Raw genomic sequence first — 22110 nt, forward strand, 5'->3', positions numbered from 1 at the left:
CGCGTCCGCGCACCCCGTCATGCCGCCTTCCTTTCGATCGCCCTCTTCGCGCGCAAATATTTGTCCATATGCGCCGCGACATCGCGCCCGTCGCGCACCGCCCAGACCACCAGGCTGGCACCGCGGACGATGTCGCCGGCGGCGAACACGCCATCCAGGCTGGTCATCAGCGTGGCATTGTCGACCAGCAACGTCCCCCAGCGCGTCACCCCGAGCTCGGGCGCGTTGAACAATCGCGGCAAATCCTCGGCGTCGAAGCCAAGCGCCTTGATCACCAGGTCGGCGCGTCGCACTTCGCTGTCGCCGCCATCGGGTTCGGGCGCGCGGCGGCCGCTTGCGTCGGGGGCGCCCAGCCGCATCCGCGCGATCGACACGCTGTCGACCGCCTCGCCGCCGCCGAACGCCTCGGGCGCCGATAGCCAGACGAATTCGACGCCTTCCTCCTCGGCATTGCCGACCTCGCGTTGCGAGCCGGGCATGTTGGCGCGGTCGCGACGATAGAGGCAGGCGACCGAGGCCGCGCCTTGGCGCACGGCGGTGCGCACGCAATCCATCGCGGTATCGCCGCCGCCGACCACGATCACGTTCTTGCCTGCCGCGTCGAGCGCGCCGCTGTCGAAATCGGGCACGGCGTCCCCGAAGCTTTTGCGGTTCGATGCGGTCAGATAGTTGAGCGCTTCGACCACGCCGCTCGCCTCGACCCCCGGGGCGGCAAGACCGCGCGCCTTGTACACGCCGGTCGCGACCAGGATGGCGTCGTGCCTGGTCCGCAATTCCTCGAGTCCGGCTTCGCGCCCGACCTCGAACCCTTCGTGGAACACGATGCCGCCCGCTTTCAGGCGATCGACGCGACGCATCACCACCGGCTTTTCGAGCTTGAAGCCGGGGATGCCGTAAGTCAGCAACCCGCCCGCGCGGTCGTGGCGGTCATAGATATGGACTTCATAGCCCGCGACGCGCAGCAACTCGGCCGCGGTCAGCCCGGCCGGCCCCGCGCCGATGATGCCGACCGACTGGCCGCGCGCGGGCCCCGGCACGATCGGTTCGACCCAACCATTCTCCCAGGCGGTGTCGGTGATGAATTTCTCGACCGATCCGATCGTCACCGCGCCATGGCCGGAGAATTCGATCACGCAATTGCCTTCGCACAACCGGTCCTGCGGACAGATGCGGCCGCAAATCTCCGGCATGGTCGAGGTCGCGTTGCTGAGCTCATAGGCCTCGCGCAACCGGCCCTCGGCGGTCAGCCGCAGCCAATCCGGGATATGATTGTGCAGCGGACAATGCACCGAGCAATAAGGCACCCCGCATTGCGAGCAGCGCGCCGACTGTTCCTCGGCGGCGGGCACACCATAGCGGTCGGCGATCTCGTGAAAGTCCTCCGCGCGCTGCTGAGCGTCGCGTTTGGCCGGATAGGCCTGCGTTACACCCACGAATTTCAGCATATCACCGGCCATCGCCCGCTCCCTTCGGAACGGCCGCTAGCCTGTTTCTCTCCGTTCGTCACGCAAATTCGGTCCGATACGGCAGTTATACTGCCTTATTTAATCGTCATTCTGAGTTGTTCCGCCGTATAGCGTGGAGAAGATCATCTATTTAGTTCCGATTCGGACTTATTTGAGCAGGAACACCAGTGCCAAGGCGCCGACAGCGATTCGGTACCAGCCGAACGGGCTGAACCCCGTCTTGCCAACCAGCCCGACGAACCACCTGACCACGAGCAAGGCCACGACGAACGCGACCACGAAACCGACGGCGATCAGGCCGAACCCGACGCTGTTCGCGGCCATCAGTTCGTGCCGCTTGGTGACGAGCTCGAGCACGGTCGCGCCGAGCATGGTCGGGATGGCCAGGAAGAAGCTGAATTCGGCCGCAGTCCTCCGTTCGACCCCCAGGCTGAGCGCGCCGAGGATTGTCGCGCCCGAGCGGCTGACGCCGGGGATCATCGCCAGGCATTGGATGAAGCCGATGCCGATTACCTTGGGCAGCGGGATCTCGGCGACGCCCTTGATCCGCCCTTCCCTGACGGTGCGTTCGATGCCGATGATCGCGATGCCGCCGACGATCAGCGCTATCGCCACCGTCAGCGGCGATCCGAGCAGTTTCTCGATCTGCTTGTGCAAGACGAGCCCGATCACTGCGGCGGGCAGGAATGCGACGAGCAGGTTGCGGACGAAGCGGACCGAGGTCGGATCGAACCGCAACAGCCCCTGGAGCACGGCCCAGAACGTCCGCCAATAGAGGACGACGATCGCCAGAATCGCGCCCAATTGGATGACGATGTTGAACAGCGCCCAATATTCGGAATTATAGCCGAGCAGCGCGCTGGCCAGGATGAGGTGCCCGGTCGAGGAAACCGGCAGGAATTCGGTCACGCCCTCGACAATGCCGAGGATGATGGCGGTAATCACGTCGTTCACGGGGGATACTCCCTATACGCGGGCGCAGCCGCGAACGGATGTCTGTTGGAAGGTCAGGCCGCCTTGGCGCGCAGGCCGAACCGGCCCGCCTTGCGATATTGCACCAGCCAGGACCCCGCGACCGCTTCCATCGGCGTCGGCGCGATGTCCAGCGACTCCAATCCGGGAAGCGTGCCGCCGGCGACATTGTCGGTCTTGAGCATCTTCCACTGGTCGAGCTTGATCGGCGCGCCCGGCAGGAAGCCGGCGTAAGCGATCGCCTGGCCGGCAATGTCGGGCAATTCGATGAAGTCGGCCTCGCGCCCGATCGTCTCGGATAGCCAGCGCAGCAGGTCGCGCATCGTGATGACTTCGGGACCGGTCGCCTCGATCGTCCGGCCAGCCTGCGAATCGCTCTTTTCCAAAGCCCGCACGACCGCGCGCGCGACGTCGACGACATGGACCGGCTGGAATTTAGCGCCCGCGCGCAGCACCGGCACCGCCGCGCGGCCGAACACGCCCGGGGCACTGCTGATCATCCCGGCGAAGCGGTTGAGGAACTTGTCTTCAGGCCCGAACACGACCGAGGGACGGAGCACGATGGCATCCGGAAAAACCTCGCGCGCCGCGGCTTCGCCCGCTGCCTTGCTGGCATAATAACGCGACGGCGACTCGGCATCGGCACCGAGCGCCGAGAGATGGAGGAACGCCGCCGCGCCGGTATCGCGCGCCGCCTTCGCCGCCGCGCGCACGCCCGCGACGTGGATGCCGTGGAAATCGGGACCCCAGGTTCCCACCAGATAAACCACGGCGTCCGAGCCGGCGACCGCGCGCGCGATCGTGTCCGGCTTCGTCACGTCGGCGGCGACGAACTGCGTCTGACCGAGCCCGCCCAGCGGCTTCAGGAACCAGGCGCGGCGCGGATCGCGCTCGACCACGCGAATCCGCGCGCCCGCGGCGAGCAATTCCTGCGCGACGTAACGGCCGATGAATCCGCCTCCGCCGATCAGTGTTACCAGCTTGTCCTTCATGACGATCCTCGACACCATGCCTGCCCTCCCCATGCCGCGCCCCGCGCCGTGCCGCAAGCGTCGCGGTCGCTGTTGACAACCAGCAGGTGCGCCAATAGAGCGCGCCCCCTACCCCGTGCCCAGATGGCGGAATTGGTAGACGCACCAGCTTCAGGTGCTGGCGCTCGCAAGGGCGTGGAGGTTCGAGTCCTCTTCTGGGCACCAGGGACCTTCCGGCATCGTCCGGAAAGGTCCACCGAGCGGCTGGTTTACAGCATATTTTATCGAAAATGGCCGAATGGACCTGCCGCTATGGGAGCGCGCGGAGCGCCCAGCGTTGAATCGCACGTGTGCCACGGAATCACCGTCGCACGGACCAATCGGGATGTTGTCGTCGATTGCGCGACTGAACGACGGGACTGCGGACGCGGGCGCCATACGGAGACGGGCAATGACATTTTCCGGTCAACTGGTCCGAATTTGTGACGGAAGCGCCGACGGCGAGCGCGATTAGCGAGCCGGACGGTTCGCGGCGACGAAGAAGTCTATGAACGCGCGAACCGCCGGGCGTACGTGACGGCGACTGGCATGGTATAGATAATAGCCGGGAAAAGGCGGGCAATTATCGGGAAACAGTTCCACCAATTCCCCGCTGGCCAGGTAATCCGCGATCCGATGTTCGTGGAGGAAGGCGATCCCCATGCCATCGAGCGCAGCGCGGACCATGAGCTGATCGTCATTGGTGGTGAAGGAGTCTCGTGCGGCGCCTAGCGTGATTTCCGCGCCGTCGCGGACCACTTCCCATTGATAGACGCCGCCGCCGGTGAAGCGGCGAACCAGGCACCGATGCCGCGCCAGATCCTCGAGCGCCAGGGGAGCGCCGTGGCGGTCGATATAGGCTGGGGCGGCGACGATCGTGAAGCGTTGCGGTCCGCCAATCCGTGTGGCGATCATGTCCGGCTGCAGGTTTTCGCCGAGGCGAAGCCCGACGTCGAAGCCATCGGCGACGATATCGACGAAGCGATCCTCGACGACCAGATCGATCGCCACCGACGGATAGGTCTCGGCAAAGGCGGCAAGATGCGGTCCGATCATCTGCAGCGTGGCAGAGCGCGGCGCAGTCACGCGCACAGGACCGGCGGGCGTGGTGTCGGTAGCGTGCGCATCGCGCATCGCTTCCTCGATCTCGCCCAGTGCCGGACCGAGCCGGCCCAGCAGCCGCTGCCCGGCTTCGGTCAGCGCGAGGCTGCGCGTGGTGCGATTGAGCAAACGCATGCCCAGCCGCGCCTCCAGCGCGCCGACCGCGTGACTGACCGCCGATGGCGACATGCCGAGTTCGCGGGCGGCGGCGCGAAAGCCGCCGGTGCGGGCGACTTCGGCAAACAAAGCAAGCTGGGGCAAGCGGTCGCGATCCATTGATCGACCTCATCGAACAGGATGTACGATATAGTTGGTCTAATCCGGACAGTCGAGCACGCCATATCGCTGGCGCACTTTCTGATGGAGACGTGATCATGCAAATGCGAAAACTCGGACCTCTGGATGTTTCAGCCATCGGGCTCGGTTGCATGGGCTTCACCGCGGCTTATGGCGGCCAGGATGAAGGCGCGTCGATCGCGACGCTGCACCGCGCGGTCGAGCTCGGCGTCGCTCTGTTCGATACTGCCGAAGTGTACGGCCCTTATGAGAATGAACCGATCGTCGGCCGCGGGCTCAAGGAGGTTCGGCACAAGGTTCAGATCGCGACCAAATTCGGATTCCGGATCGGCGACGAAGGCGTCGGCTTCCAGCGAGCCAACGGCCTGGATGGATCGCCGGCCAATGCAAAGCGCGTCGCCGAGGCGTCACTGAAGCGGTTGGGCACCGACGTGATCGACCTCTATTATCTCCACCGCCCCGACCCGGCGACCCCGATCGAGGACTCGGTCGGCGCGATGGCGGACCTGGTCCGGGAAGGAAAGGTGCGCGCGATCGGCCTGTCCGAAGTTACCGCCGACCAGCTGCGGCGCGCGCATGCGGTCCATCCGATCGCCGCGTTGCAGAGCGAATATTCGCTGTGGCAGCGCGACGTAGAAGCAAGCATCCTGCCGGCGTGTCGCGAACTTGGCATTGGGTTCGTACCCTATAGCCCGCTCGGACGCGGATTCCTGTCGGGCCAGATTCGCAGCAAAGACGATCTCGAACAGGATGATTTCCGCTCGACCCTGCCCCGCTTTGCAGAGGGCAATCTCGAGGCGAACCTGTCGCTGGTCGACACCCTCTCGGCCATGGCGGGCGAGCGGGGCGTCACGGCGGCGCAACTGGCGCTCGCCTGGGTGCTGGCGCAGGGCAATGACGTGGTGCCGATCCCCGGCGCGCGCAAAATCCCGCATCTGGAAGACAATGTCGCCGCCGCCGACATCGCATTGTCGGATGACGACATCGCCCGTATCGGCGGCGTCATGGCTGACGTGCGGGGCGAGCGCTATGGCCAGCGCGAGGCGGCACTGGTCGACCGAAAGTGATCTCGTCGGCTGCAATCAGGGCCGCAGCAAATCGGCCCTGAAAAGCCGCATGGTCTCCGCTCGATGGCGGAGGCCGTGCGGCCGGGATTCAGTTCGCTCACCGCTAGGTTGAAACCTTCAGCGGATCGCGGATCGGGTGGTGCGCAATCGTCGCAACCCTGTGGAGATGCCGTCCGGTTTGTTGCTAGGGCATCCGCATGCTCATGAAATCGCCGCGCAAGCTCGCCATCTTTGCGGGTCTGATTGTCCTCGCGGCGGCAGGGAGTGTGGTTTGGCTGCTGGTGACACTGGGATGGTTCACGCCGCCGCCGACGCGGTTCGGTTGGCCGGTCGCCATGACCAATGTCGCCGGCGAGGGAGTGCGAGGGCAGACCGACGGCGGCGCGGCGAAGGCGCGATTCGGCGATCCCTTCGCGGTCGTCCTGGATGCGCGCGGTACTTTATTCGTGGTGGACGCCGGTGACACCGGCCGGATCCGCAAGATCGATCCCGACGGCAAGGTGACCACCTTGCCGGGATCGTTCGATACGCCATCGGGCCTTGCGCTCGACGCCGCTGGCAACCTCTTCGTCGCGGACACCGGCGCCAATACGATCCGCAAGATCAGTCCCGACGGGGTGGTGAGCACGCTCGCCGGAGACGGAGCGGCGGGGTATCGCGATGGCCCCGCCACAACCGCGCGCTTCAATGGGCCGATCGGCGTGGCGGCCGATGACAAAGGCAATGTCTATGTCGCGGACAGCTATAACGATCGTATCCGCGTCATCACGCCGGAAGGCCGGGTGCGGACTCTGGCGGGCCAGGACGCGCCGGGCTTTGCCGATGGACAGGGCGCGGCCGCGGCGTTCGACACGCCGACCGGGATCGCGCTCGATCGGCACGGCGTGCTACTCGTCGCGGACTCGGGCAACAACGCGATCCGCAAGGTCGACAAGGACGGGCGGGTATCGACGCTCGCCCGTACCGATCCCAATGACGGCGCCGGCCTGCTGCAAGGGATCATCGGACTGGCGCCGACTTGGGACGGGTTCGTCTATATCGCTTCCTATCGCCGCGGGCGGATCGTCGAAATGTCGCCCGCGGGATCGCTACGCGTGCTCGTCGGGCCGGGATCGACGATCGACGGCAATGCCGCGCTGCCGCTAACGGGGCCGGCCGGGCTCGCGATCGATGGTGCTGGCGGCCTCTATATTGCCGACGCTTCGGCCTATGCCATTCGCAAGCTCAGTCCGCGTCTTGTCGGTGCCGCCCCGATCCCTGCGGCCATTCCCGAACCAATTGCCCCCGCGCTGGTCAGCAAGCCGGTCTTCCCCTGGCCGGTCGACCCGCAATTTGGCTGGCACGAAGTGGTCGGCGACATGGGCGAAGTGCGCGGCAATTATGATGGCGAAAGTCGGGACCATCTCCATGCCGGGCTGGATATCAGCGCGCCGGTGGGTGGGACGGTGCTCGCCTCCGCGGACGAGACAGTGCGGGACCCGCTCCCCAATTGGGATGTCGAGGGTCTGAGCGAAGGGCTGCGCGTCGACCAGATGACCTATATCCATATGCGCGTCGGCCGCACCGCGACCGGCGTTCCGCTGGACACGAATCGGTTCCAGATCGTCCGCGACGACGAAGGCCATGTCGTCCGGGTCCGGGTCAAGCGCGGCACTCGTTTCCGGGTCGGCGATCCGCTCGGCACGATCAACCGCATGGCGCATGTCCATCTCGAACTCGGGGCCCCGCGCGCCAAGGTCAATGCGCTATTGCTGCGCTTTCCCAATTTAGGCGATCACGCCGCGCCGCATATCGACGACGTCTATGTGCTCGATGCCAATGGTCAGCACCTCAGCGAAAAGCAGGATGGCCGGCTGATCGTTCCCGCCGCAGGCGGCGCGGTCGGGATCGTTGCCGACGCATGGGACCAAGTCGACGACAATGCCGCGCGCCGCCGTCTCGGTCTCTATGCGGCAGGCTTCCAGATCCTGAAACAAGACGGCACGCCGGTGGCCGGGTTCGAACGGCCGCGCATCACGATCTTGTTCGATCGCATGCCGACCGCGCCTTTGGCGGCGAAAATCGCCTACGCGCCGTCCAGCGGCGATACCGTCCATAGCGACCAGCGGACGCGCTTTCTCTACGTCGTCACCAACGTCGTGCGACATGGCCGCGTCAGTCCCGGCGGCTGGAATCCGGCGGATGTCGCTCCCGGCAATTACACGATCCGCATTCATGCCGCGGACCGCGCCGGAAACGTCGCATCGGCAGGGCGCGATCTGCCGATCACGATCCGCTGAAGCTGGACACCGGCCGGATGTGGAGCGCGGCCGCGCGCTCCACCTATTCGTGCAGGACGTTCTCGCTCATGCTGGTTCTTTGTGAGTTCGTAGAAGTACCGACAAGGTAATAGCCAGCCAGATTGTCGCGGCAATTGCGAAGATGATTAGCGTTTCGGAAGCCAACCCCAACAGGATAGAAACGGCGCCGGCAGCCGCGAAGAAGTCCCGCATCGTTATCCAGGTCAGCACTTGCATGAGCCGCGACGGCTTTGCGCGAAAATGATCCTTTACCGCATCGAAAGTGAAGGGTCCGCCTCTTAAATGCGCGCGTCGGCCGATCAGGATTAGTCCCAACGTCAGCATCGCAAGACCTTCCGCGCCCGCGGCGGCGGCGATGTGCCGGCCTTGGATCCCCAGATTGATCGTCAGTCCCGCAATGAAGGCGAGGTTTGTGGCGGCATCCGTAACACTGTCGAGCATCGCGCCCTTCGCCGACGTTCGAAAAGTAGCGCGCGCAATCTCGCCGTCGACGCCATCGAAGATTGACGCCGCCTGGAACAGTACAGCGCCCCAGATCAAGCCCATTGAATGGCCCAGGAACAAGCAGGCCGCCATCGCAATGCCGAGTGCCGCCGTACCGAAGGTGGCATGCAGCGGCGTGATGCCGGGCACGCATAGCAGAACGCGGCTGATGGTCCGGGAAATCGGACGGTTGATCGTGCGCGATACGATGCCGTCGCTCGGTTTTGCCGTTGCGAGCAAGATTTCCCCGCTCCGCCTGTTCAATTCGGCGAAGGATTTCCTCACCGAGCCGGGGTCGGCCATGTGGGCCAGATCAAATTGATCACGGCAGATCCCGGGCAATGCCGCGAGCGGATTTGTTATCGCTGCTATAATGTCGGGCGCACGCGAAAGCGCTTCGCCGCGCAGATAAAGCGCGTCGGAGAGCGGGCCTAACAGGCAAGCGTCGGCAATAGTCCAGGTGCGGTCGGGCGCGAGTCGTKTTAGTTCCGCTTCGCATCGGGCATTCGGGCTCCAGCCGCCGGGCACAGCGATAATGCATCGCCCGATCGCGTCGATCTCGCGGCCCGCCAGCGAAACCTCCCGCGCGGCACGGGCAGCCGCCGGTACGCCGGCGACGAGATAATTGGCGGTATCCGCTCGTGAAAACACGAGCACCAGACTGGTCACAGTGCGAGGAGCTCCGAAAAAGAATGCGCCGACGCTATTCCCGTCGGGCGAACTCTTATGCAAGTGGAGAAAGGCGCCGATGCGATTGATTCAGAGGGTATAAAATGTCGCGGCAGATATTTGTGAGGACGATGGGCGAAAAGAAGGCGCGAATCCGATGAGTCGCCAATCGCGTCCGCGCGAGTTGCAGGATGCGCTGAACTTCCATCTATATCACCCGCTCGCCTGGTGGCTCGCTCGGCGGCTCGCCAGGACACCGATCACGCCGAACATGATTTCGGTCGCTGGGGGCCTGTGCATCGTAGCCGCAGCGATCGCCTATACCCGGCTGGCCTGGCCGTTATCCGCGGCCCTCGGGTTGCTATTTCACATGGCCTGGCATGTCCTGGACGGCGCCGATGGCGACGTCGCGCGTCTCACCGGACGGAGCGGACCGATCGGGGAAGTGATCGACGGCATTTGCGACTATGCAGGGCATGTCGTCCTGTATCTCGCGCTGGGCGCAATGCTGCAGAGAGCGATCGGCCCAATTGCCTGGATGCCGACGATTGCCGCAGGGATGAGCCGCATCCTGCAGGCCAATCATTTTGAGGTCGAGCGGCGTCAGTATCAATGGTGGGTGTATGCCGTGCCCTGGTTGCGCAATGCGCCCCGCGGCGAATTCCGTAACAAAGGCGGTTTGTTCGTTCTGGGCGCAGCTTATCTGGCGGTGGCAAACAGTGTGGCTCCTACATCGAGACGGATCGACGACGCCATCGAAGCCGCCGCAAACGATCCCGCGGCGCTGGAGAAAATTCGTTCGGTCGTGCGCGGACAGTTCCTCAAGCCCTTGGCCGAGTTGCAACTGCTCGGCGCGAATCAGCGAACGTTGATGCTGGGCCTTTCCATGCTCTTTGGGTCACCGATCTATTATTTCCTCTATGAATCGATAATCCTAAACCTCCTGCTGTTCCGGTCGATCGGCCGCTGCAGGACCGCGACGATTCGCGTTGACGCCCTGCTCGGTCAACCGCGCGCCAGCGTTTTACGATAAACGTCCAGATTGGCCCTGGCGAAATCGCGCCAGCTCAGTTCGGCGGCGCGTGCCAGACCGCGTTCGCGCATTTCGCGCGCCTGCCCGGGATCCTCGGCGATACGCCGGAGCGCCCCGGCAATCTCCAGCGGATTGCGCGGATCGACCAGGATGGCGGCACCTCCGGTGGTTTCCGGCATTGCCGAACAATTGCTCGTGACGACCGGGCAGCCACACGCCATGGCCTCGGCAAGCGGGTTGCCAAATCCTTCACATAGCGACGGGTGGAGCAACGCAAGCGCGGCGGAATAGAGATGCACGAGTTCCTCGCGATCGATCTTTCCCAGCAAGTGCACCCTCCCCGAAATGCCGAGTGATTGGGCGAGCCGTAACAGCCGCCCGGTGCCCCGGCTCATTCGTTGCACGAGGACAATGTCGATCTCATCACGGTCAGCAAAGGCCGCGGCGAAGGCGCGGAGAGCGCCTTCATGATTTTTGTAGGGTGCGAACTGACCGACCGTCAGTACAAAGCGCTTCCCCGCAGGCAATCCGAGCGACGCGAGCAGCGTCGGATCTGGGTCGACCGGGCGAAACGCCGGCGAAACGCCCGATCGCGTCACCGCGATCCGATCCGCAGCATCCGGCAACCAAGCGGCGATGGCATCCCGGCTTGCCGCGCTGACCGTCATGATCGCCGCCGAGTAGCGCAGGGCGCGATCGATTCCGCGGGTATAGAAAGTTCGTTTGACTGGTGCGAACATCCCGGAAGCGCACCATTCCGGATTCGAAAGCCACATGATGTCGTGAACGGTCGTGACGCACGGCATCGAAAGGCGACCGGGCATGATGTTGAAAGGAGCATGGAACAGGTCGACGCCCGACAAATCGGCGCAACGCGACATCCACCATAAGGTGGCGGGGCCGTTGGCGGCTTGTCGGACAATTATCTCGCGGACATTCTCGGCCATGCTGAGCCGCTTTGCAGAAGGATTGCGGAGCAGCAGGAATCGAAGGTCAGGGGCAAGACCCGGCAGGAAGTCGACCAGACCTTGCACCACCTCGCCAATGCCGCTGGGACGCGGCCCGATATACCGGCAGTCGATGCAGACGGTCGTCATGCGGCACGGATAATGGATCGGGGTTGCTCTCATCGGTCCCAGCCAGGCTGCTCGCCGACGAAGCGATGCTTTACCATTTTGGGGAGCCGTAAACGCATCAGGGACGAACCACGAAAACACTCCCTAGCCCGCCGTCTTTCCTAGCCGATGGGCTCGCGGCCATTGGCCAGCGAAAATGCGCCGCGGCGATGCCGCAATAGGTGGAAAATATCCCATCCGCAAAGCCCAACCGTGCCTGTGATTGGATAACCTGCGAAAATGGATGGAATTTCCGTTCCCTGGCAAACTTACTCTGGTATCAACGAGCAGGTCGTCCTACCCGCGCCGAGATTTGAAGGCGAGTAAATGAGTGAGGTAAAATGAAATCGATTCGCGTCGCGCTTGTCGGCATCGGAAATTGCGCAAGCTCGCTGGTACAGGGGGTATATCATTACCGGGGCGATGCGTCGCGGGGACTAATCCATGAGACGATCGGGCGGTACGGTGCGGGTGACGTGCAGTTCGTGCTCGGCATCGATGTCGACGCCCGCAAGGTAGGCAAGGACATTGCGGAGGCGATTTACGCCGCGCCCAACAACACCACGGTGTTCAATCCCGATGTGCCGTTGACGGGCGCGACGGTGATCCGTGGACGCGCGCTTGACGGCGTCGCTCCGCATATGACCACAGCCGGGGAGCGCGGGTTCGTGCTCGCCGATGGACCGGATGCCACCAAGGAAGGCATCGTCGAGGCGCTGAGGCAATCCAACGCGGAGATACTCGTCAACTTCCTGCCCGTCGGATCGCAGGATGCTACTGAATTCTATATGGAATGCGCCCTTGAGGCAGGTTTGGCGGTCGTCAATTGCATGCCCGTCTTCATCGCCAGCGACCCCTATTGGGAGGCTCGTTTCGCTGAGCGCAGGCTTCCGATCGTCGGTGACGACATCAAGGCGCAGGTTGGCGCGACGATCGTCCACCGCGCGCTCTCAAGCCTGTTCACCGCCCGGGGCGTGACCGTTCAGCGCACTTATCAGATCAACACCGGTGGCAATACCGACTTCATGAACATGCTGGATCGTCAACGCCTCACCAGCAAGAAACTATCCAAGACCGAAGCCGTGCAGGCCGCGCTTGCCGAGCGGCTGGAAGACGAAAACATTCTGATCGGTCCGTCCGAATACGTGCCGTGGCAGAAGGACAACAAGGTCTGCTTCCTCCGGGTCGAGGGTACGCAATGGGGCGATGTGCCCTTCAACGTCGAAGTGCGGCTGTCCGTGGAAGACAGCCCGAACGCCGCGGCGTGCGTGATCGATGCTATCCGTTGCTGCAAGATCGCGCTCGAGCGCGGTGAAGGCGGCGTGCTGATCGCGCCCTCGGCCTATTTCTGCAAGCATCCGCCGCAGCAATTCAATGACGAAGTCGCGGGCCGCATGCTCGACGCCTACATCGTCGAAGTCGCGCGCGCCGTGGGCTGATGCCCGAGCCGATACCCGTTGCCGATCTCCGGATGATGCTTCGATGGACGCGCTGATCATCGCGGCCGGCTTCGGCAGCAGACTGCGTTCCGTTTCCGACTCCAAGCCGCTGACCCCGATATTGGGAGTGGCGCTGCTGGAACTCGGCATCCGGCAGGCGGCAAGCGCAGGCGCGCGGCGCGCCGTCGTCGTGACCGGACATGGCGCTGACGCGGTCGAGGCGGCTCTGCCCGCCTTTGCGCGCGGCGCGGGAATTCCGGTGATCGCGCAGCGGGTCGAGGATTGGTCGTTACCCAATGGCTATTCGGTGATGGCGGGTGCCGCGCGCATCGAGGGCAATTATCTGCTGATGATGGCGGACCATCTTTTTACGCGATCGATCCTCGCCGATCTGGTCGGTCGGGGCGGAACCGATCGCGACGTGACGCTGGCGATAGATCGTCGGGTCGACAGTCCCCTGGTCGATCCGGAGGATGCCACCTGGGTCGGACTGGATGAGCGTGGGTTCATTACGGCGATCGGCAAAACGGTTTCGCCATATGATGCGGTGGACTGCGGTGCGTTCCTGGCGACGCCGGCGCTGTCGTCCGCGATTGCCGAGGCGATTGCGGCCGGCCGGCCGGGCAGCCTCTCCGACGGCATGCAGCGACTGGCGGACCGTGGACGAGCGGCGACGATGGAGATCGACGGAGCCTGGTGGCTCGACGTGGATGATCCGCGCGCGTTGACGATTGCCGAAGCCGAGGCGCCGGCGCGCTTGGCCGATCTCTATGCGGACCGCGCGATTGCTACGACGGGCTGTCCATGACCGGCGAGCTTGACCCAGCCCTCAACGAGCCGGTGACCGCGCTTTCGCCGCTTTCTTCCAAAAGCAATCACCTGGCCCTGGTCGGTGGGCTGCCGTGCTCGGCGACCTATTTCGCCGCCGAACTGTGCCGCGACCTGTTGTCGCGCAAATACGGCGCGTGCGAAGTGATCGTGCTTAACGAATTCGACGAAGCCACCGTTGAGAGGATCGCGGCTGCGACTGGTTCGGTTGTGTTTCTTTCGGAAATTCCGAACGCCGCAGTGGTCGAAGCCCTCAGCCGGTCTGACTTTCCGATCCTGATGGTCGACCAGAGTTTCTCCGAAGCCAGCCTGGATTTCATCGCGGCACGGGATACGAAACTGCTTGATACGGTGCGGACGATGGCTCGTGCCCAGGTTGGGTTGAACGCTTTGCTCGACATTCCGCGAAGCGACTTGCTGTCAGTCGATCGTCGCGAACCGGCTTCGGTTCTTGCCGAACAGATGGCGGCCATCTTGGGTTTGGACCCGGCACTGTGTCAGACGATGATCGATGAACGAAATCTCGGCCGCGCGTTAGGCGATGCGCTCGACGAGCATTTTGCTTACGAACAATCTCCGCAGCCTCACGATGTTGTTGAGCTGCTTAGCCAGCTCGATCGATTTTATAGCTTTCATTCCGAACGGCGTGAGCCGACGTGGCTCATGCCTACCGCCTTGTTCATGGAAGCGGCCGCACCCTATCTGCCGGCAACCAACTCGTTCGACCTGCTGGGCCCGGCGCGATGCTTGAGCTTCGGGCCCTATCTTTATTTGCCGACGGGCAGTTGGAAAAGCGTCCTCACTTTTTCTTCGATAGCAAATCGCTCGACCAATACGGTCGGATTTGACGTCACCGCCGATGAGCAGATAAAATTAGAAGAGAATTTCGAAATCGCCGTGGATGGGAGGTTTTCCCTCGAATTTCGTTTCGAGATCGAAGATTCTTATTACCCTTTCGAATTTCGCACGCATCTACGTCGAGGATCCATCGAAGGTGAATTGCGATTGCACTCGTTCTCGCTGGAGAAGTGCGGCTAAGCTTGGTCACAGCGGTGGGCCGAATACGCTCTCCAAGCTCGTCAGCGGTCATCCCGCCAGAGCGTCGCCATTCTCATCCCTTGTCGCCATGGGTCTAAAACACCGCTTACCACGCTTCGCGACCTTATCGAGCAATTGCCGCTCAAGTGCCTGGCGGATCTCGGGGCGAGGCCAACGACTAACCGCTCGTCATCCTGGTGACGCCCCTTAAAAGGCATTGTTGGCAATAACCTGTGAACTTGTGCCGCTTGCGCCGGCAATGCCAGGGGCCGCATTGAACCTAACGACGTTGCCGGTGATCGCATATTGGTCGGCGCCGCTCCGCACTTCTATGCCATATTTCTGCCAGCCCGGATTGTCGGGCGAGGCCGCTTTGTTGCCGGTGATCGTCAAGAGCCTAGCAGAGGGTTCGATAACCAGCCCGGACCAGGCACCAGCTATCCCGCCCGAATTGGGGGTCGAATTCTCGGTGATGTCCATGTTCGAGACCGCAATCTGCTGGCCGAATAGGTCGAAGCCAGCATATTTGGCACCGGACGAGAAGCCGCCGTTGAATGAGACGCGCGACACATTTGCCAGCACTACGACATTCGATTGGGACATCGCTCCGTGCAGTTGTGCATCGGAGAAGTGATAAACGGATCCTGCCTCGGCGTAGATGGCGGCCCCACTGGAGAACTCGGACTCCAGGTCATAGATGTCGACGAATTGCGGCGCATGTGCCGCGCCGACGCTATTTCTGAGCCAGAGCGCGTGACCATCGACGTGAGTGAGCAGCACCTTGCGTCCATTGAGCGTGAAGACCGAGCCGTCGATGACAATGCCATGTCGCGTCCCGAGCGCGTTGGACGAGGAACTGACGAGTATGCCATCCATATTGAGCCCATCCGCTCGTCCATTCGGATCGCCGGTTCCACCACCAGTCAGATAGATCGCCGCCGAATTCGCGGCGCTTACATTATTGATCGTGATGTTGGACATACTCGCATTGTTAAAGTCGTGCAGGAATATACCAGCGGGTGGCCCATCGACGGTGAGATCGTCGAGCGTCAGCTGGTGCATATGGTCAAGGTTAAGGGTGTATCCTGAGGTCTTGTTGAATTCCGCGAAATAGATTCGAGAAATGCCGTTCCCGACCCAATAAGACGAGCCGCCGACATTCGCCCGAATTGTGTCGAAGGCGCCATAGGCGCCCCAGGAGGTGCATCTCCCCGAACCCTGCAACGAGATCAGGCCAGCCGGCAGGATAACGCTCGCCGTGGTCTTGTAATTGCCGCACGGAAAGAAGACGACTCCGCCAGAGGAGGTCAATGAATTGATCGCCGATTGTATGCAGACAGTATTATCGGTCGAACCGTCGACGATCGTGCAGTAGTCCCGCACATTGACCGTCGAGCTGTAACTGGCCACCGCCGGCGTCCACGCACCCATTATCGCGACCAGGACCATCGATGCCAGTACAATCAGTCTCATTTCGTTCCTCGGGGCGTATTGTTAGATTAGTGGAAATGTCACCGGATACTACCTGCCCGATTAGCACATTCAGCTCTGGCGATTGGATCCATAGCACTATTGCTGTCATTTACCCGCGAGTTTGGCTGAATTATCGAATGAACAGATTCGCGGACCAAGGAAGAGGTCGCTAGATTGCCAATCCGGTGAATGCCGCATTCAACACCGCTCGCTCCTGATTAAAGAGCGTTCCGAATATCACACCCTCCAAGTGCTAGGTCCGCAGTCCTCCGGCTCCCACTCGTCAAGACGTCGATCTACTATCGGTCGCTGTGAAACAGCCACGCCTGGACCCCAGGATAATCATTCCACAGCCTTCGTTGCTTACCCCCCATATCATTGAAAACATGGGTTAAGCCATCTCTGCTATATAGCGAGATATGCCCGTTATGCGGCCCCAAATACCACCAGTCCCGTCCGAGCGCTTCTGGGTCCCATTGCGCCGTCTGAAATGCAAACACCCCGCGCGGTTTAAGATGCGATTTTATCCGTTCGAATATTTCTCGTGGATGCGACAAATGCTCTATGACTTCGCAAGATGTGATAATATCAAATTTCCGATCTCCGAGATCCGGCAGGAAGTAATCATTGCCAACCTTCGGCGGAATAATGTCCGTTCCCCAGACATTCAGATTAAGAGATCTACGACCCATGTCGACAAATCCGCCGATACCGCAACCAAAATCAAGAATCTCTGCTTGGTCCAAGCGAATATTTAGAAGTTCGTTAGCTAGCGCCACCAATCTGAATGTCTCTGTGACGCGTCCATACCAATCCGGGTCTTGGTTATCCCAATAAGTTTCGTCATAAATCTCCGTGTGACTGTCACGATAGTCGATGACATCGGAGAAAAGAAATTGGCATGAATCGCACTGATAATACCAACTATCGTCCGGCTCGTCTGGAATTGGGTGACCCGCCTTCTTATTATAAGGCAGCCCGAAGACCAGTGTGGCGTGCGATCCACATAGCTTGCACTTCATATCCTGCCGTTGCGGTGGCAGCGTAACGTTATCGGTCATGTTATCACTCTTCGTTTGAAGCGGAGCTGAGGGAGCGATCGCTAGGGCCGGCGCTTTGCCAGGAGTATTCAGATCGCTTCTGGATAAGACGATCTCGCAATGGCGGAGATCGATCAATTCGTGAATTCCCAGCGGGGTAAACTGGGCTTTCCCGTCGATCCGCCATGCTCGGAAACCCATGGCGTCTAGCCCATCGACATAGGCATTCACGTCAACGGATCCGGCCATCATGCCGGGAGACCATTCGGTGACGATTTTCAAGTTGGGCGAACGAGAAATCAGCTTCTCTGCGCCTCGCACAATGAGGGGCTCTGACCCCTCCGCATCCATACGTAGCATCGCGACGTCTGAAACATCGTCCAGCACATCGTCGAGCTTTCTGGTTTGCACATCGACGACGTCCGTTGCGAACTGCCTATGCACGCCCGCTATAATACTGCCGCTCCCAATCTGGCCAGGGCGATAGGCTAATTGCGCTACACCTTCGCGATCCGAGACAGCGAAATTATGGGCGACAGCTTGCGAGTTGAAGTCGTTATACTCAAGATTCAGTAAAAGTAGCCGATAGACCTCCGGATTAGCCTCAAATCCGTATAGTCGCCCACCGCGACCAATCTTCTCACACATGGCTAAAGTGTGATAGCCCATGTTGCACCCAACCTCGACGACAGTCTCGTCTTGGTGTAGCAGGGACAGGATAGAAGCTTCGATGGCCTCCTCCCATATGCCGTCCATAATAACATGTGGCGAGAGGCCGTAGTCATCCGTAGACACGAAGAAGCGATGACCGCGATGTGTCCGAGTTATACCCATGCCATTGCCTAAAAAGGCGTAGTTCTGCTGATCTAGTCTAGCCATTTTGTGCCTCGATCAATTCGTCACCTGCCTCGCGATCACAATCGGCGTGAACACCTGCCCAATAATCTGCAACAGCTTCGCTGGCTGGTTCGCTTCCGCGCCAGCGACGTAGAGCACGTCCTTGTCCGTTAGGAAAAATTGCTGGGCGAGAAAATAGGAGGCGGGTTTCAACATGTTGAAGTGATAGACCATAGGACGCTCGGTCCCGTTCTCCCCGCTCTTTTCGAACCGGAAGATGAACACCGCGGCGGGGTCGGCGAGATTCTCATTGGGCCCGCCCGACAACGCCAGAGCCTGAACCAGTGAAAAGCGCCGCAACGGAAGGTCATATTGGTTGACCTTGTTCGCGCTGCCCAGGACCGAATAGCTGCGCGGCTGGCGGATCAGCTCGACCCGGTCGCCCGGCTGCATCGCCATGCCGCCGATATTGGCATAAGTCAGATTCTCGAACGGTACGTCACTGATCGTGCCCTGGCGGTTGATCTGGACGAGGATGTCCGCCGCCGAACCGCGATGCCCGCCGGCCAGGTTGATGATGTCGAGCAGCTTCTCATGAGCGCCGCTCAGCCGGACCCGGCCGGGGCTGCCGATCTCGCCGCCGACGATCACCGAACTGCCGTTCGCAGCTTCCAGGCGGACGATGACCTGCGGGTTTTCGGATTTTCCACGCAGGCTGGCTTCGACATCACGCGCCAATTGCGTTGGCGTGCGGCCCGCTGCCCGTATCGTGCCGGTATAGGGCAGGCGAATCTGGCCATTCTCATCCACCTCGATCGGCCCGACCCGCTGCTCCTTGGCCGCCGGGTCGAACGCGCTCCCCGGTGCCGACCCACCACCGGAAAAAACGCGCGCGCCAACCTCGTAATAGATGACACTGATCACATCGCCCGGCGCAATCGCGCCGACATCTTGTGCCCCAACCGCCGGTAGCGGCGCATAATCGGGCGTGGCCGGCAGCGGCGGGAGCGCAGCGCCTGTATCCACTTCAACCACAGTATAGGCGCCCCGGTCCCCCGCACGGGTAATCGTCTTGCCGATCGGACCGGCTTGCGGAAGCGCGGCGCAACCGCTCATCATCGTCAAGCAGGCGCAGGCCACGGCCTTGGTCATTTTGCTGCGGTTGGCCCGGCGCATCATTTTCTCCTGCAGTCCTTCAACGGTGCGCACGAACCCGGCTCCTCGCCCGTCGGCATCTCGGTAATCATCAGAGGGTGGCATAAATGCTGATCGCCAGATCGAGATCTTCGAATTCGCGGCCGTGGCCATTTTTGAGCACCAGCGCCGAGCTGCAATATTCCCGAATGATGCCAGTGTCATGGCTGACAAGGATCATCGCCGCGTCGCGCCGGTCCCGGAACAACGCGTCGTGGCACTTCTGGTGGAAGCGCTGGTCGCCGACGGCAATGACCTCGTCGATCAGGAAACAGTCGAAATCAATCGCGAGAGTCAGAGCGAACGCCAGACGCGCACGCATGCCGGACGAGTAATATTTCACCGGGAGCAGCAGGTTTTTTCCCAATTCGGCAAAATCGTCGACCCGCTCGATCGTCTCCTCGATCGGATGATTATAGATCCGCGCGATGAACCGGATGTTGTCCAACCCGGTCATGCTCACTTCGAAGCCACCGCCAAATGCCAGCGGCCACGACATCGACATGCCGCGACGGATCTCACCGGTCGTGGGCCGCTCGACACCGCCGATGATCTTGACCAGCGTCGACTTCCCGGCGCCGTTACGGCCGAGCACCGCGAGCTTCTGACCTCGCGCGATCGTGAAGTCGATATCGGTAAGCACCTTTTTCGGCCCAGTGGGCGTCTCGTAAATCTTGCTGATCCGACGCGCGGTTATCGCACCGTCGCGCCGCTTGGCAGCGACGGGTTTTTCCCGAGGCGGGATGAGAAGGTCCGGCAAACTAGTCATGGTCGAGAAACAATTCCGAAAGCGAGCGGACGATCCACAGCACGCCAAGAGCGAGCGCCATGGTGATCAGCAAATTGGCCCAACCCCGCGGATACCGAGGCTCATCGGGAAGATTGGGTTGCGAAATGCGTTCCACATATAATTGCGTCCGCCCTGCGCTCGCCCGTGCGCTGGCAAGCGCCAGGCTGGCCGCCAGCAGGTGCTTTTCGGCGATGTCACGCTTGGCATTCAATTCCTCGTACGGGCGGGTCCGCTCGGCTAGCGAGCCAGGAGCGCCTGCCGACGCATATATCTGCCGCGACAATTCGGCCTCGAGCGCGGCGCGACGGGCGCGCAACTGGCCCATCGCGGGGCTGTTCGGAGCGACGCGCATCGTCTGAGCGAGCTCGACATTGCTCCGCGCCAGTTCGCTGGCGACGCCCGACGAATTCTTGATCGCGGCGCCAGCCTCCAACTTGGGTTCGAGCAGCCGAAGGTCGTTGCGCGTGCGGTTGAGCTGGTCCAGCGTGCTCGTCAGCGACGCGTTGGCGGTGTCGACCTCCTTTTCCGCGGAGGTGACGAGGCTGGCCCTTGCCCGGTCATTGAGCGCGTTCACCATTTGCTCGGACGCCTGCATCACGCGGAGGGCGATGGCCTGAGCCTCGCCGGGAGAGAAGGCTTGGACCTCGACATGGGTGATATTGGTCGATTGATCGAACGACGCGCGAACATAATGCTGAAAATGGCGGTATAGATCTTCCCGGCTATGCCCGGAGACAAAGGACGGAAACGCGGAAAAGACATCGATGCCCTTCGCGGCGAACATGCGCGTTATGAGGCCATCGCGATCGATCAGGGCCAACATGTCGCGGGACCCCACGAATGACACGATCGCTTCGCTATTGTCGCTTCCGCCGCCGGTCGCGGCAACGTTCAGAATGCTGAAGCGCTCGTGCGAACTGTCGAGCGAGCGGACGACATAACTGAACTCGGAGCTGTAGCGCGGGGTCGCAATCACGAAATTGTACAGCGCCGCCCCCAGCGCCACGACCAGAAACACACCCAACAGGAAGAGGTCGCGACGGCGCGCGGTCACGTCCTCGCGATCGTCGATGCCCTGGGCCCCTTCTAGGAGCACCAGCTGACGATCGTGTTTGACGGTGTCCGACGTCTCGTCCGTCACTTTAGGGTTTCCAGCTCGCATCGTGGCGTCATTCCAGCTCAATATGCCGCTGCGCCTTGAGCACCAACACCCACCCGATGGCATTCACCGCGATCACCCACACGACGACGTAGCCAACGTCCCACGTCGTCGGCACGTCGGCACCGAAATAGCCCGCCCTGAACATCTCGATTATGTTCACGAGCGGCGAATAGGACACGATCATCTGCAACGACGCCGGCAGCCAATAGACCATGTAGAACACGCCGGTGAGGGGCAGGATCAGGTACATGATCGGCTGGACCACGCGGTCGAACGCGTCCGAAAAATGCGCCAAGGCGGTGATGATCATCGCCACCCCGAACGAAAACGCGCACATCAGCGTCCAGGCGCTCAGCAGAATGAGATAGTCGTCCACGGGTTGAATCACGTCGAGCAACGCCAATGGGATATAGGCGACGAAGAACGAGATGATCGTCCCGATACTCTCGAGCAAACCACGCGCCACGAGTATGTCGGCCGGCTTGACGTTCCGGTGAAACAACAATCCCGAGCCGTGTCGGAATGCGTGCGTCAGGCGCGCCACCATATGTCGCCACAGCGTCAGATAAGTATATCCGGTGAGCACGAGCGGGATCACACGGACGCCGTGATTGCGCTCGCCGTAGATGAACGACCAGGAGATCATCACGCCAAGCGTGAGCATCAGCGGCTCGATCACCTGCCACAAAAAGCCGATATTGTGGTGGCCGAAACGCGCCATCAGTTCGCGAATCAGCAGCGCGTTGATAGTCCGCGCCTTTTTCCGGAGCCGGGGGAAAGAGAGAGAAGCCGCCAT

At 61.8% G+C, this 22110-nt stretch carries 18 protein-coding genes and 1 tRNA gene; 7 read left to right on the forward strand and 12 right to left on the reverse strand.

Annotated features, from left to right (window positions below; all coding sequences use genetic code 11):
• Positions 1 to 17: 17 nt before the first annotated feature.
• From AC1DSD_RS13185 to AC1DSD_RS13195, 3 genes are all read right to left on the reverse strand, one after another.
• Positions 18 to 1457: an NAD(P)-dependent oxidoreductase gene (locus tag AC1DSD_RS13185; protein ID WP_478030662.1), complete on the reverse strand. Its 1440-nt coding sequence runs from the start codon at positions 1455 to 1457 to the stop codon at positions 18 to 20.
• Between the two features lie 156 nt (positions 1458 to 1613).
• A complete protein-coding gene (locus AC1DSD_RS13190; RefSeq protein ID WP_478030663.1) occupies positions 1614 to 2420 on the reverse strand; it encodes an undecaprenyl-diphosphate phosphatase in 807 nt (268 codons plus the stop codon).
• 53 nt (positions 2421 to 2473) lie between these two features.
• Positions 2474 to 3430, reverse strand: a complete 957-nt coding sequence (locus tag AC1DSD_RS13195; protein WP_478031359.1) for an NAD-dependent epimerase/dehydratase family protein — start codon at positions 3428 to 3430, stop codon at positions 2474 to 2476.
• 117 nt (positions 3431 to 3547) lie between these two features.
• Here AC1DSD_RS13195 and AC1DSD_RS13200 point away from each other — a divergent pair.
• Positions 3548 to 3634, forward strand: a tRNA-Leu gene (locus AC1DSD_RS13200).
• A gap of 285 nt (positions 3635 to 3919) precedes the next feature.
• On the opposite strand, the gene AC1DSD_RS13205 is transcribed toward AC1DSD_RS13200, so the two are convergent.
• Entirely contained in the window at positions 3920 to 4825 is a 906-nt protein-coding gene (locus tag AC1DSD_RS13205) for a LysR family transcriptional regulator (protein ID WP_478030664.1), read from the reverse strand.
• A 98-nt stretch (positions 4826 to 4923) separates the two neighbouring features.
• On the opposite strand from AC1DSD_RS13205, the gene AC1DSD_RS13210 reads away from it, so the two are divergent.
• The gene (locus AC1DSD_RS13210) at positions 4924 to 5913 is read left to right on the forward strand and encodes an aldo/keto reductase (protein ID WP_478030666.1); all 990 of its coding nucleotides are present in this window, start codon (positions 4924 to 4926) and stop codon (positions 5911 to 5913) included.
• Between the two features lie 197 nt (positions 5914 to 6110).
• Positions 6111 to 8192, forward strand: coding sequence for an SMP-30/gluconolactonase/LRE family protein (locus AC1DSD_RS13215; RefSeq protein ID WP_478030667.1), 2082 nt, complete (start codon positions 6111 to 6113; stop codon positions 8190 to 8192).
• 66 nt (positions 8193 to 8258) lie between these two features.
• Here the strand turns inward: AC1DSD_RS13215 and AC1DSD_RS13220 are convergent, their stop codons facing one another.
• A complete protein-coding gene (locus AC1DSD_RS13220; RefSeq protein ID WP_478030668.1) occupies positions 8259 to 9365 on the reverse strand; it encodes a CDP-alcohol phosphatidyltransferase family protein in 1107 nt (368 codons plus the stop codon).
• 157 nt (positions 9366 to 9522) lie between these two features.
• Here AC1DSD_RS13220 and AC1DSD_RS13225 point away from each other — a divergent pair, with 157 nt between their 5' ends.
• Positions 9523 to 10398, forward strand: a complete 876-nt coding sequence (locus AC1DSD_RS13225; protein WP_478030669.1) for a CDP-alcohol phosphatidyltransferase family protein — start codon at positions 9523 to 9525, stop codon at positions 10396 to 10398.
• On the opposite strand, the gene AC1DSD_RS13230 is transcribed toward AC1DSD_RS13225, so the two are convergent.
• Positions 10371 to 11615, reverse strand: coding sequence for a glycosyltransferase family 4 protein (locus tag AC1DSD_RS13230; RefSeq protein WP_478030671.1), 1245 nt, complete (start codon positions 11613 to 11615; stop codon positions 10371 to 10373). The genes AC1DSD_RS13225 and AC1DSD_RS13230 overlap by 28 nt on opposite strands.
• A 239-nt stretch (positions 11616 to 11854) precedes the next feature.
• On the opposite strand from AC1DSD_RS13230, the gene AC1DSD_RS13235 reads away from it, so the two are divergent.
• Genes AC1DSD_RS13235 through AC1DSD_RS13245 form a run of 3 tightly spaced genes read left to right on the forward strand, consistent with a single transcriptional unit; the run spans position 11855 to position 14818 of the window.
• Positions 11855 to 12952: an inositol-3-phosphate synthase gene (locus tag AC1DSD_RS13235; RefSeq protein ID WP_478030673.1), complete on the forward strand. Its 1098-nt coding sequence runs from the start codon at positions 11855 to 11857 to the stop codon at positions 12950 to 12952.
• 43 nt (positions 12953 to 12995) lie between these two features.
• Entirely contained in the window at positions 12996 to 13760 is a 765-nt protein-coding gene (locus AC1DSD_RS13240; protein ID WP_478030675.1) for a phosphocholine cytidylyltransferase family protein, read from the forward strand.
• Positions 13757 to 14818, forward strand: a complete 1062-nt coding sequence (locus tag AC1DSD_RS13245) for a hypothetical protein (RefSeq protein WP_478030676.1) — start codon at positions 13757 to 13759, stop codon at positions 14816 to 14818. The genes AC1DSD_RS13240 and AC1DSD_RS13245 overlap by 4 nt, the downstream gene beginning before the upstream one ends.
• Positions 14819 to 15025: 207 nt before the next feature.
• On the opposite strand, the gene AC1DSD_RS13250 is transcribed toward AC1DSD_RS13245, so the two are convergent.
• The 6 genes from AC1DSD_RS13250 to AC1DSD_RS13275 form a co-directional block, all read right to left on the reverse strand.
• Positions 15026 to 16291 (reverse strand): glycosyl hydrolase family 28-related protein, encoded by a 1266-nt coding sequence (locus AC1DSD_RS13250; protein ID WP_478030678.1) that lies wholly within the window; start codon positions 16289 to 16291, stop codon positions 15026 to 15028.
• Positions 16292 to 16590: 299 nt separating this feature from the next.
• The gene (locus AC1DSD_RS13255) at positions 16591 to 18210 is read right to left on the reverse strand and encodes a class I SAM-dependent methyltransferase (protein ID WP_478030679.1); all 1620 of its coding nucleotides are present in this window, start codon (positions 18208 to 18210) and stop codon (positions 16591 to 16593) included.
• Positions 18211 to 18222: 12 nt separating this feature from the next.
• Entirely contained in the window at positions 18223 to 19476 is a 1254-nt protein-coding gene (locus tag AC1DSD_RS13260; protein WP_478030680.1) for a polysaccharide biosynthesis/export family protein, read from the reverse strand.
• Entirely contained in the window at positions 19415 to 20131 is a 717-nt protein-coding gene (locus tag AC1DSD_RS13265) for an ABC transporter ATP-binding protein (RefSeq protein ID WP_478030681.1), read from the reverse strand. The genes AC1DSD_RS13260 and AC1DSD_RS13265 overlap by 62 nt, the downstream gene beginning before the upstream one ends.
• Positions 20124 to 21293, reverse strand: a complete 1170-nt coding sequence (locus AC1DSD_RS13270; protein WP_478030682.1) for a KpsE/RkpR family capsule polysaccharide export protein — start codon at positions 21291 to 21293, stop codon at positions 20124 to 20126. Before AC1DSD_RS13270 ends, AC1DSD_RS13265 begins: the two co-directional genes overlap by 8 nt.
• A 28-nt stretch (positions 21294 to 21321) precedes the next feature.
• Positions 21322 to 22110 carry an ABC transporter permease gene (locus tag AC1DSD_RS13275; RefSeq protein ID WP_478030684.1) on the reverse strand — a complete coding sequence of 263 codons (789 nt, stop codon included), beginning with the start codon at positions 22108 to 22110 and terminating at the stop codon, positions 21322 to 21324.

It is taken from the genome of Sphingomonas sp. P4_D12 (assembly GCF_056401895.1).

Coding starts and splice junctions, on each gene's coding strand:
- AC1DSD_RS13215 (WP_478030667.1), top strand. CDS start 6,111: ATGCTCATGAAATCGCCGCGCAAGCTCGCCATCTTTGCGGGTCTGATT.
- AC1DSD_RS13250 (WP_478030678.1), bottom strand. CDS start 16,291: ATGAGACTGATTGTACTGGCATCGATGGTCCTGGTCGCGATAATGGGT.
- AC1DSD_RS13240 (WP_478030675.1), top strand. CDS start 12,996: ATGGACGCGCTGATCATCGCGGCCGGCTTCGGCAGCAGACTGCGTTCC.
- AC1DSD_RS13265 (WP_478030681.1), bottom strand. CDS start 20,131: ATGACTAGTTTGCCGGACCTTCTCATCCCGCCTCGGGAAAAACCCGTC.
- AC1DSD_RS13235 (WP_478030673.1), top strand. CDS start 11,855: ATGAAATCGATTCGCGTCGCGCTTGTCGGCATCGGAAATTGCGCAAGC.
- AC1DSD_RS13245 (WP_478030676.1), top strand. CDS start 13,757: ATGACCGGCGAGCTTGACCCAGCCCTCAACGAGCCGGTGACCGCGCTT.
- AC1DSD_RS13195 (WP_478031359.1), bottom strand. CDS start 3,430: ATGAAGGACAAGCTGGTAACACTGATCGGCGGAGGCGGATTCATCGGC.
- AC1DSD_RS13210 (WP_478030666.1), top strand. CDS start 4,924: ATGCAAATGCGAAAACTCGGACCTCTGGATGTTTCAGCCATCGGGCTC.
- AC1DSD_RS13275 (WP_478030684.1), bottom strand. CDS start 22,110: ATGGCGGCTTCTCTCTCTTTCCCCCGGCTCCGGAAAAAGGCGCGGACT.
- AC1DSD_RS13225 (WP_478030669.1), top strand. CDS start 9,523: ATGAGTCGCCAATCGCGTCCGCGCGAGTTGCAGGATGCGCTGAACTTC.
- AC1DSD_RS13205 (WP_478030664.1), bottom strand. CDS start 4,825: ATGGATCGCGACCGCTTGCCCCAGCTTGCTTTGTTTGCCGAAGTCGCC.
- AC1DSD_RS13185 (WP_478030662.1), bottom strand. CDS start 1,457: ATGGCCGGTGATATGCTGAAATTCGTGGGTGTAACGCAGGCCTATCCG.
- AC1DSD_RS13255 (WP_478030679.1), bottom strand. CDS start 18,210: ATGGCTAGACTAGATCAGCAGAACTACGCCTTTTTAGGCAATGGCATG.
- AC1DSD_RS13260 (WP_478030680.1), bottom strand. CDS start 19,476: ATGGCCACGGCCGCGAATTCGAAGATCTCGATCTGGCGATCAGCATTT.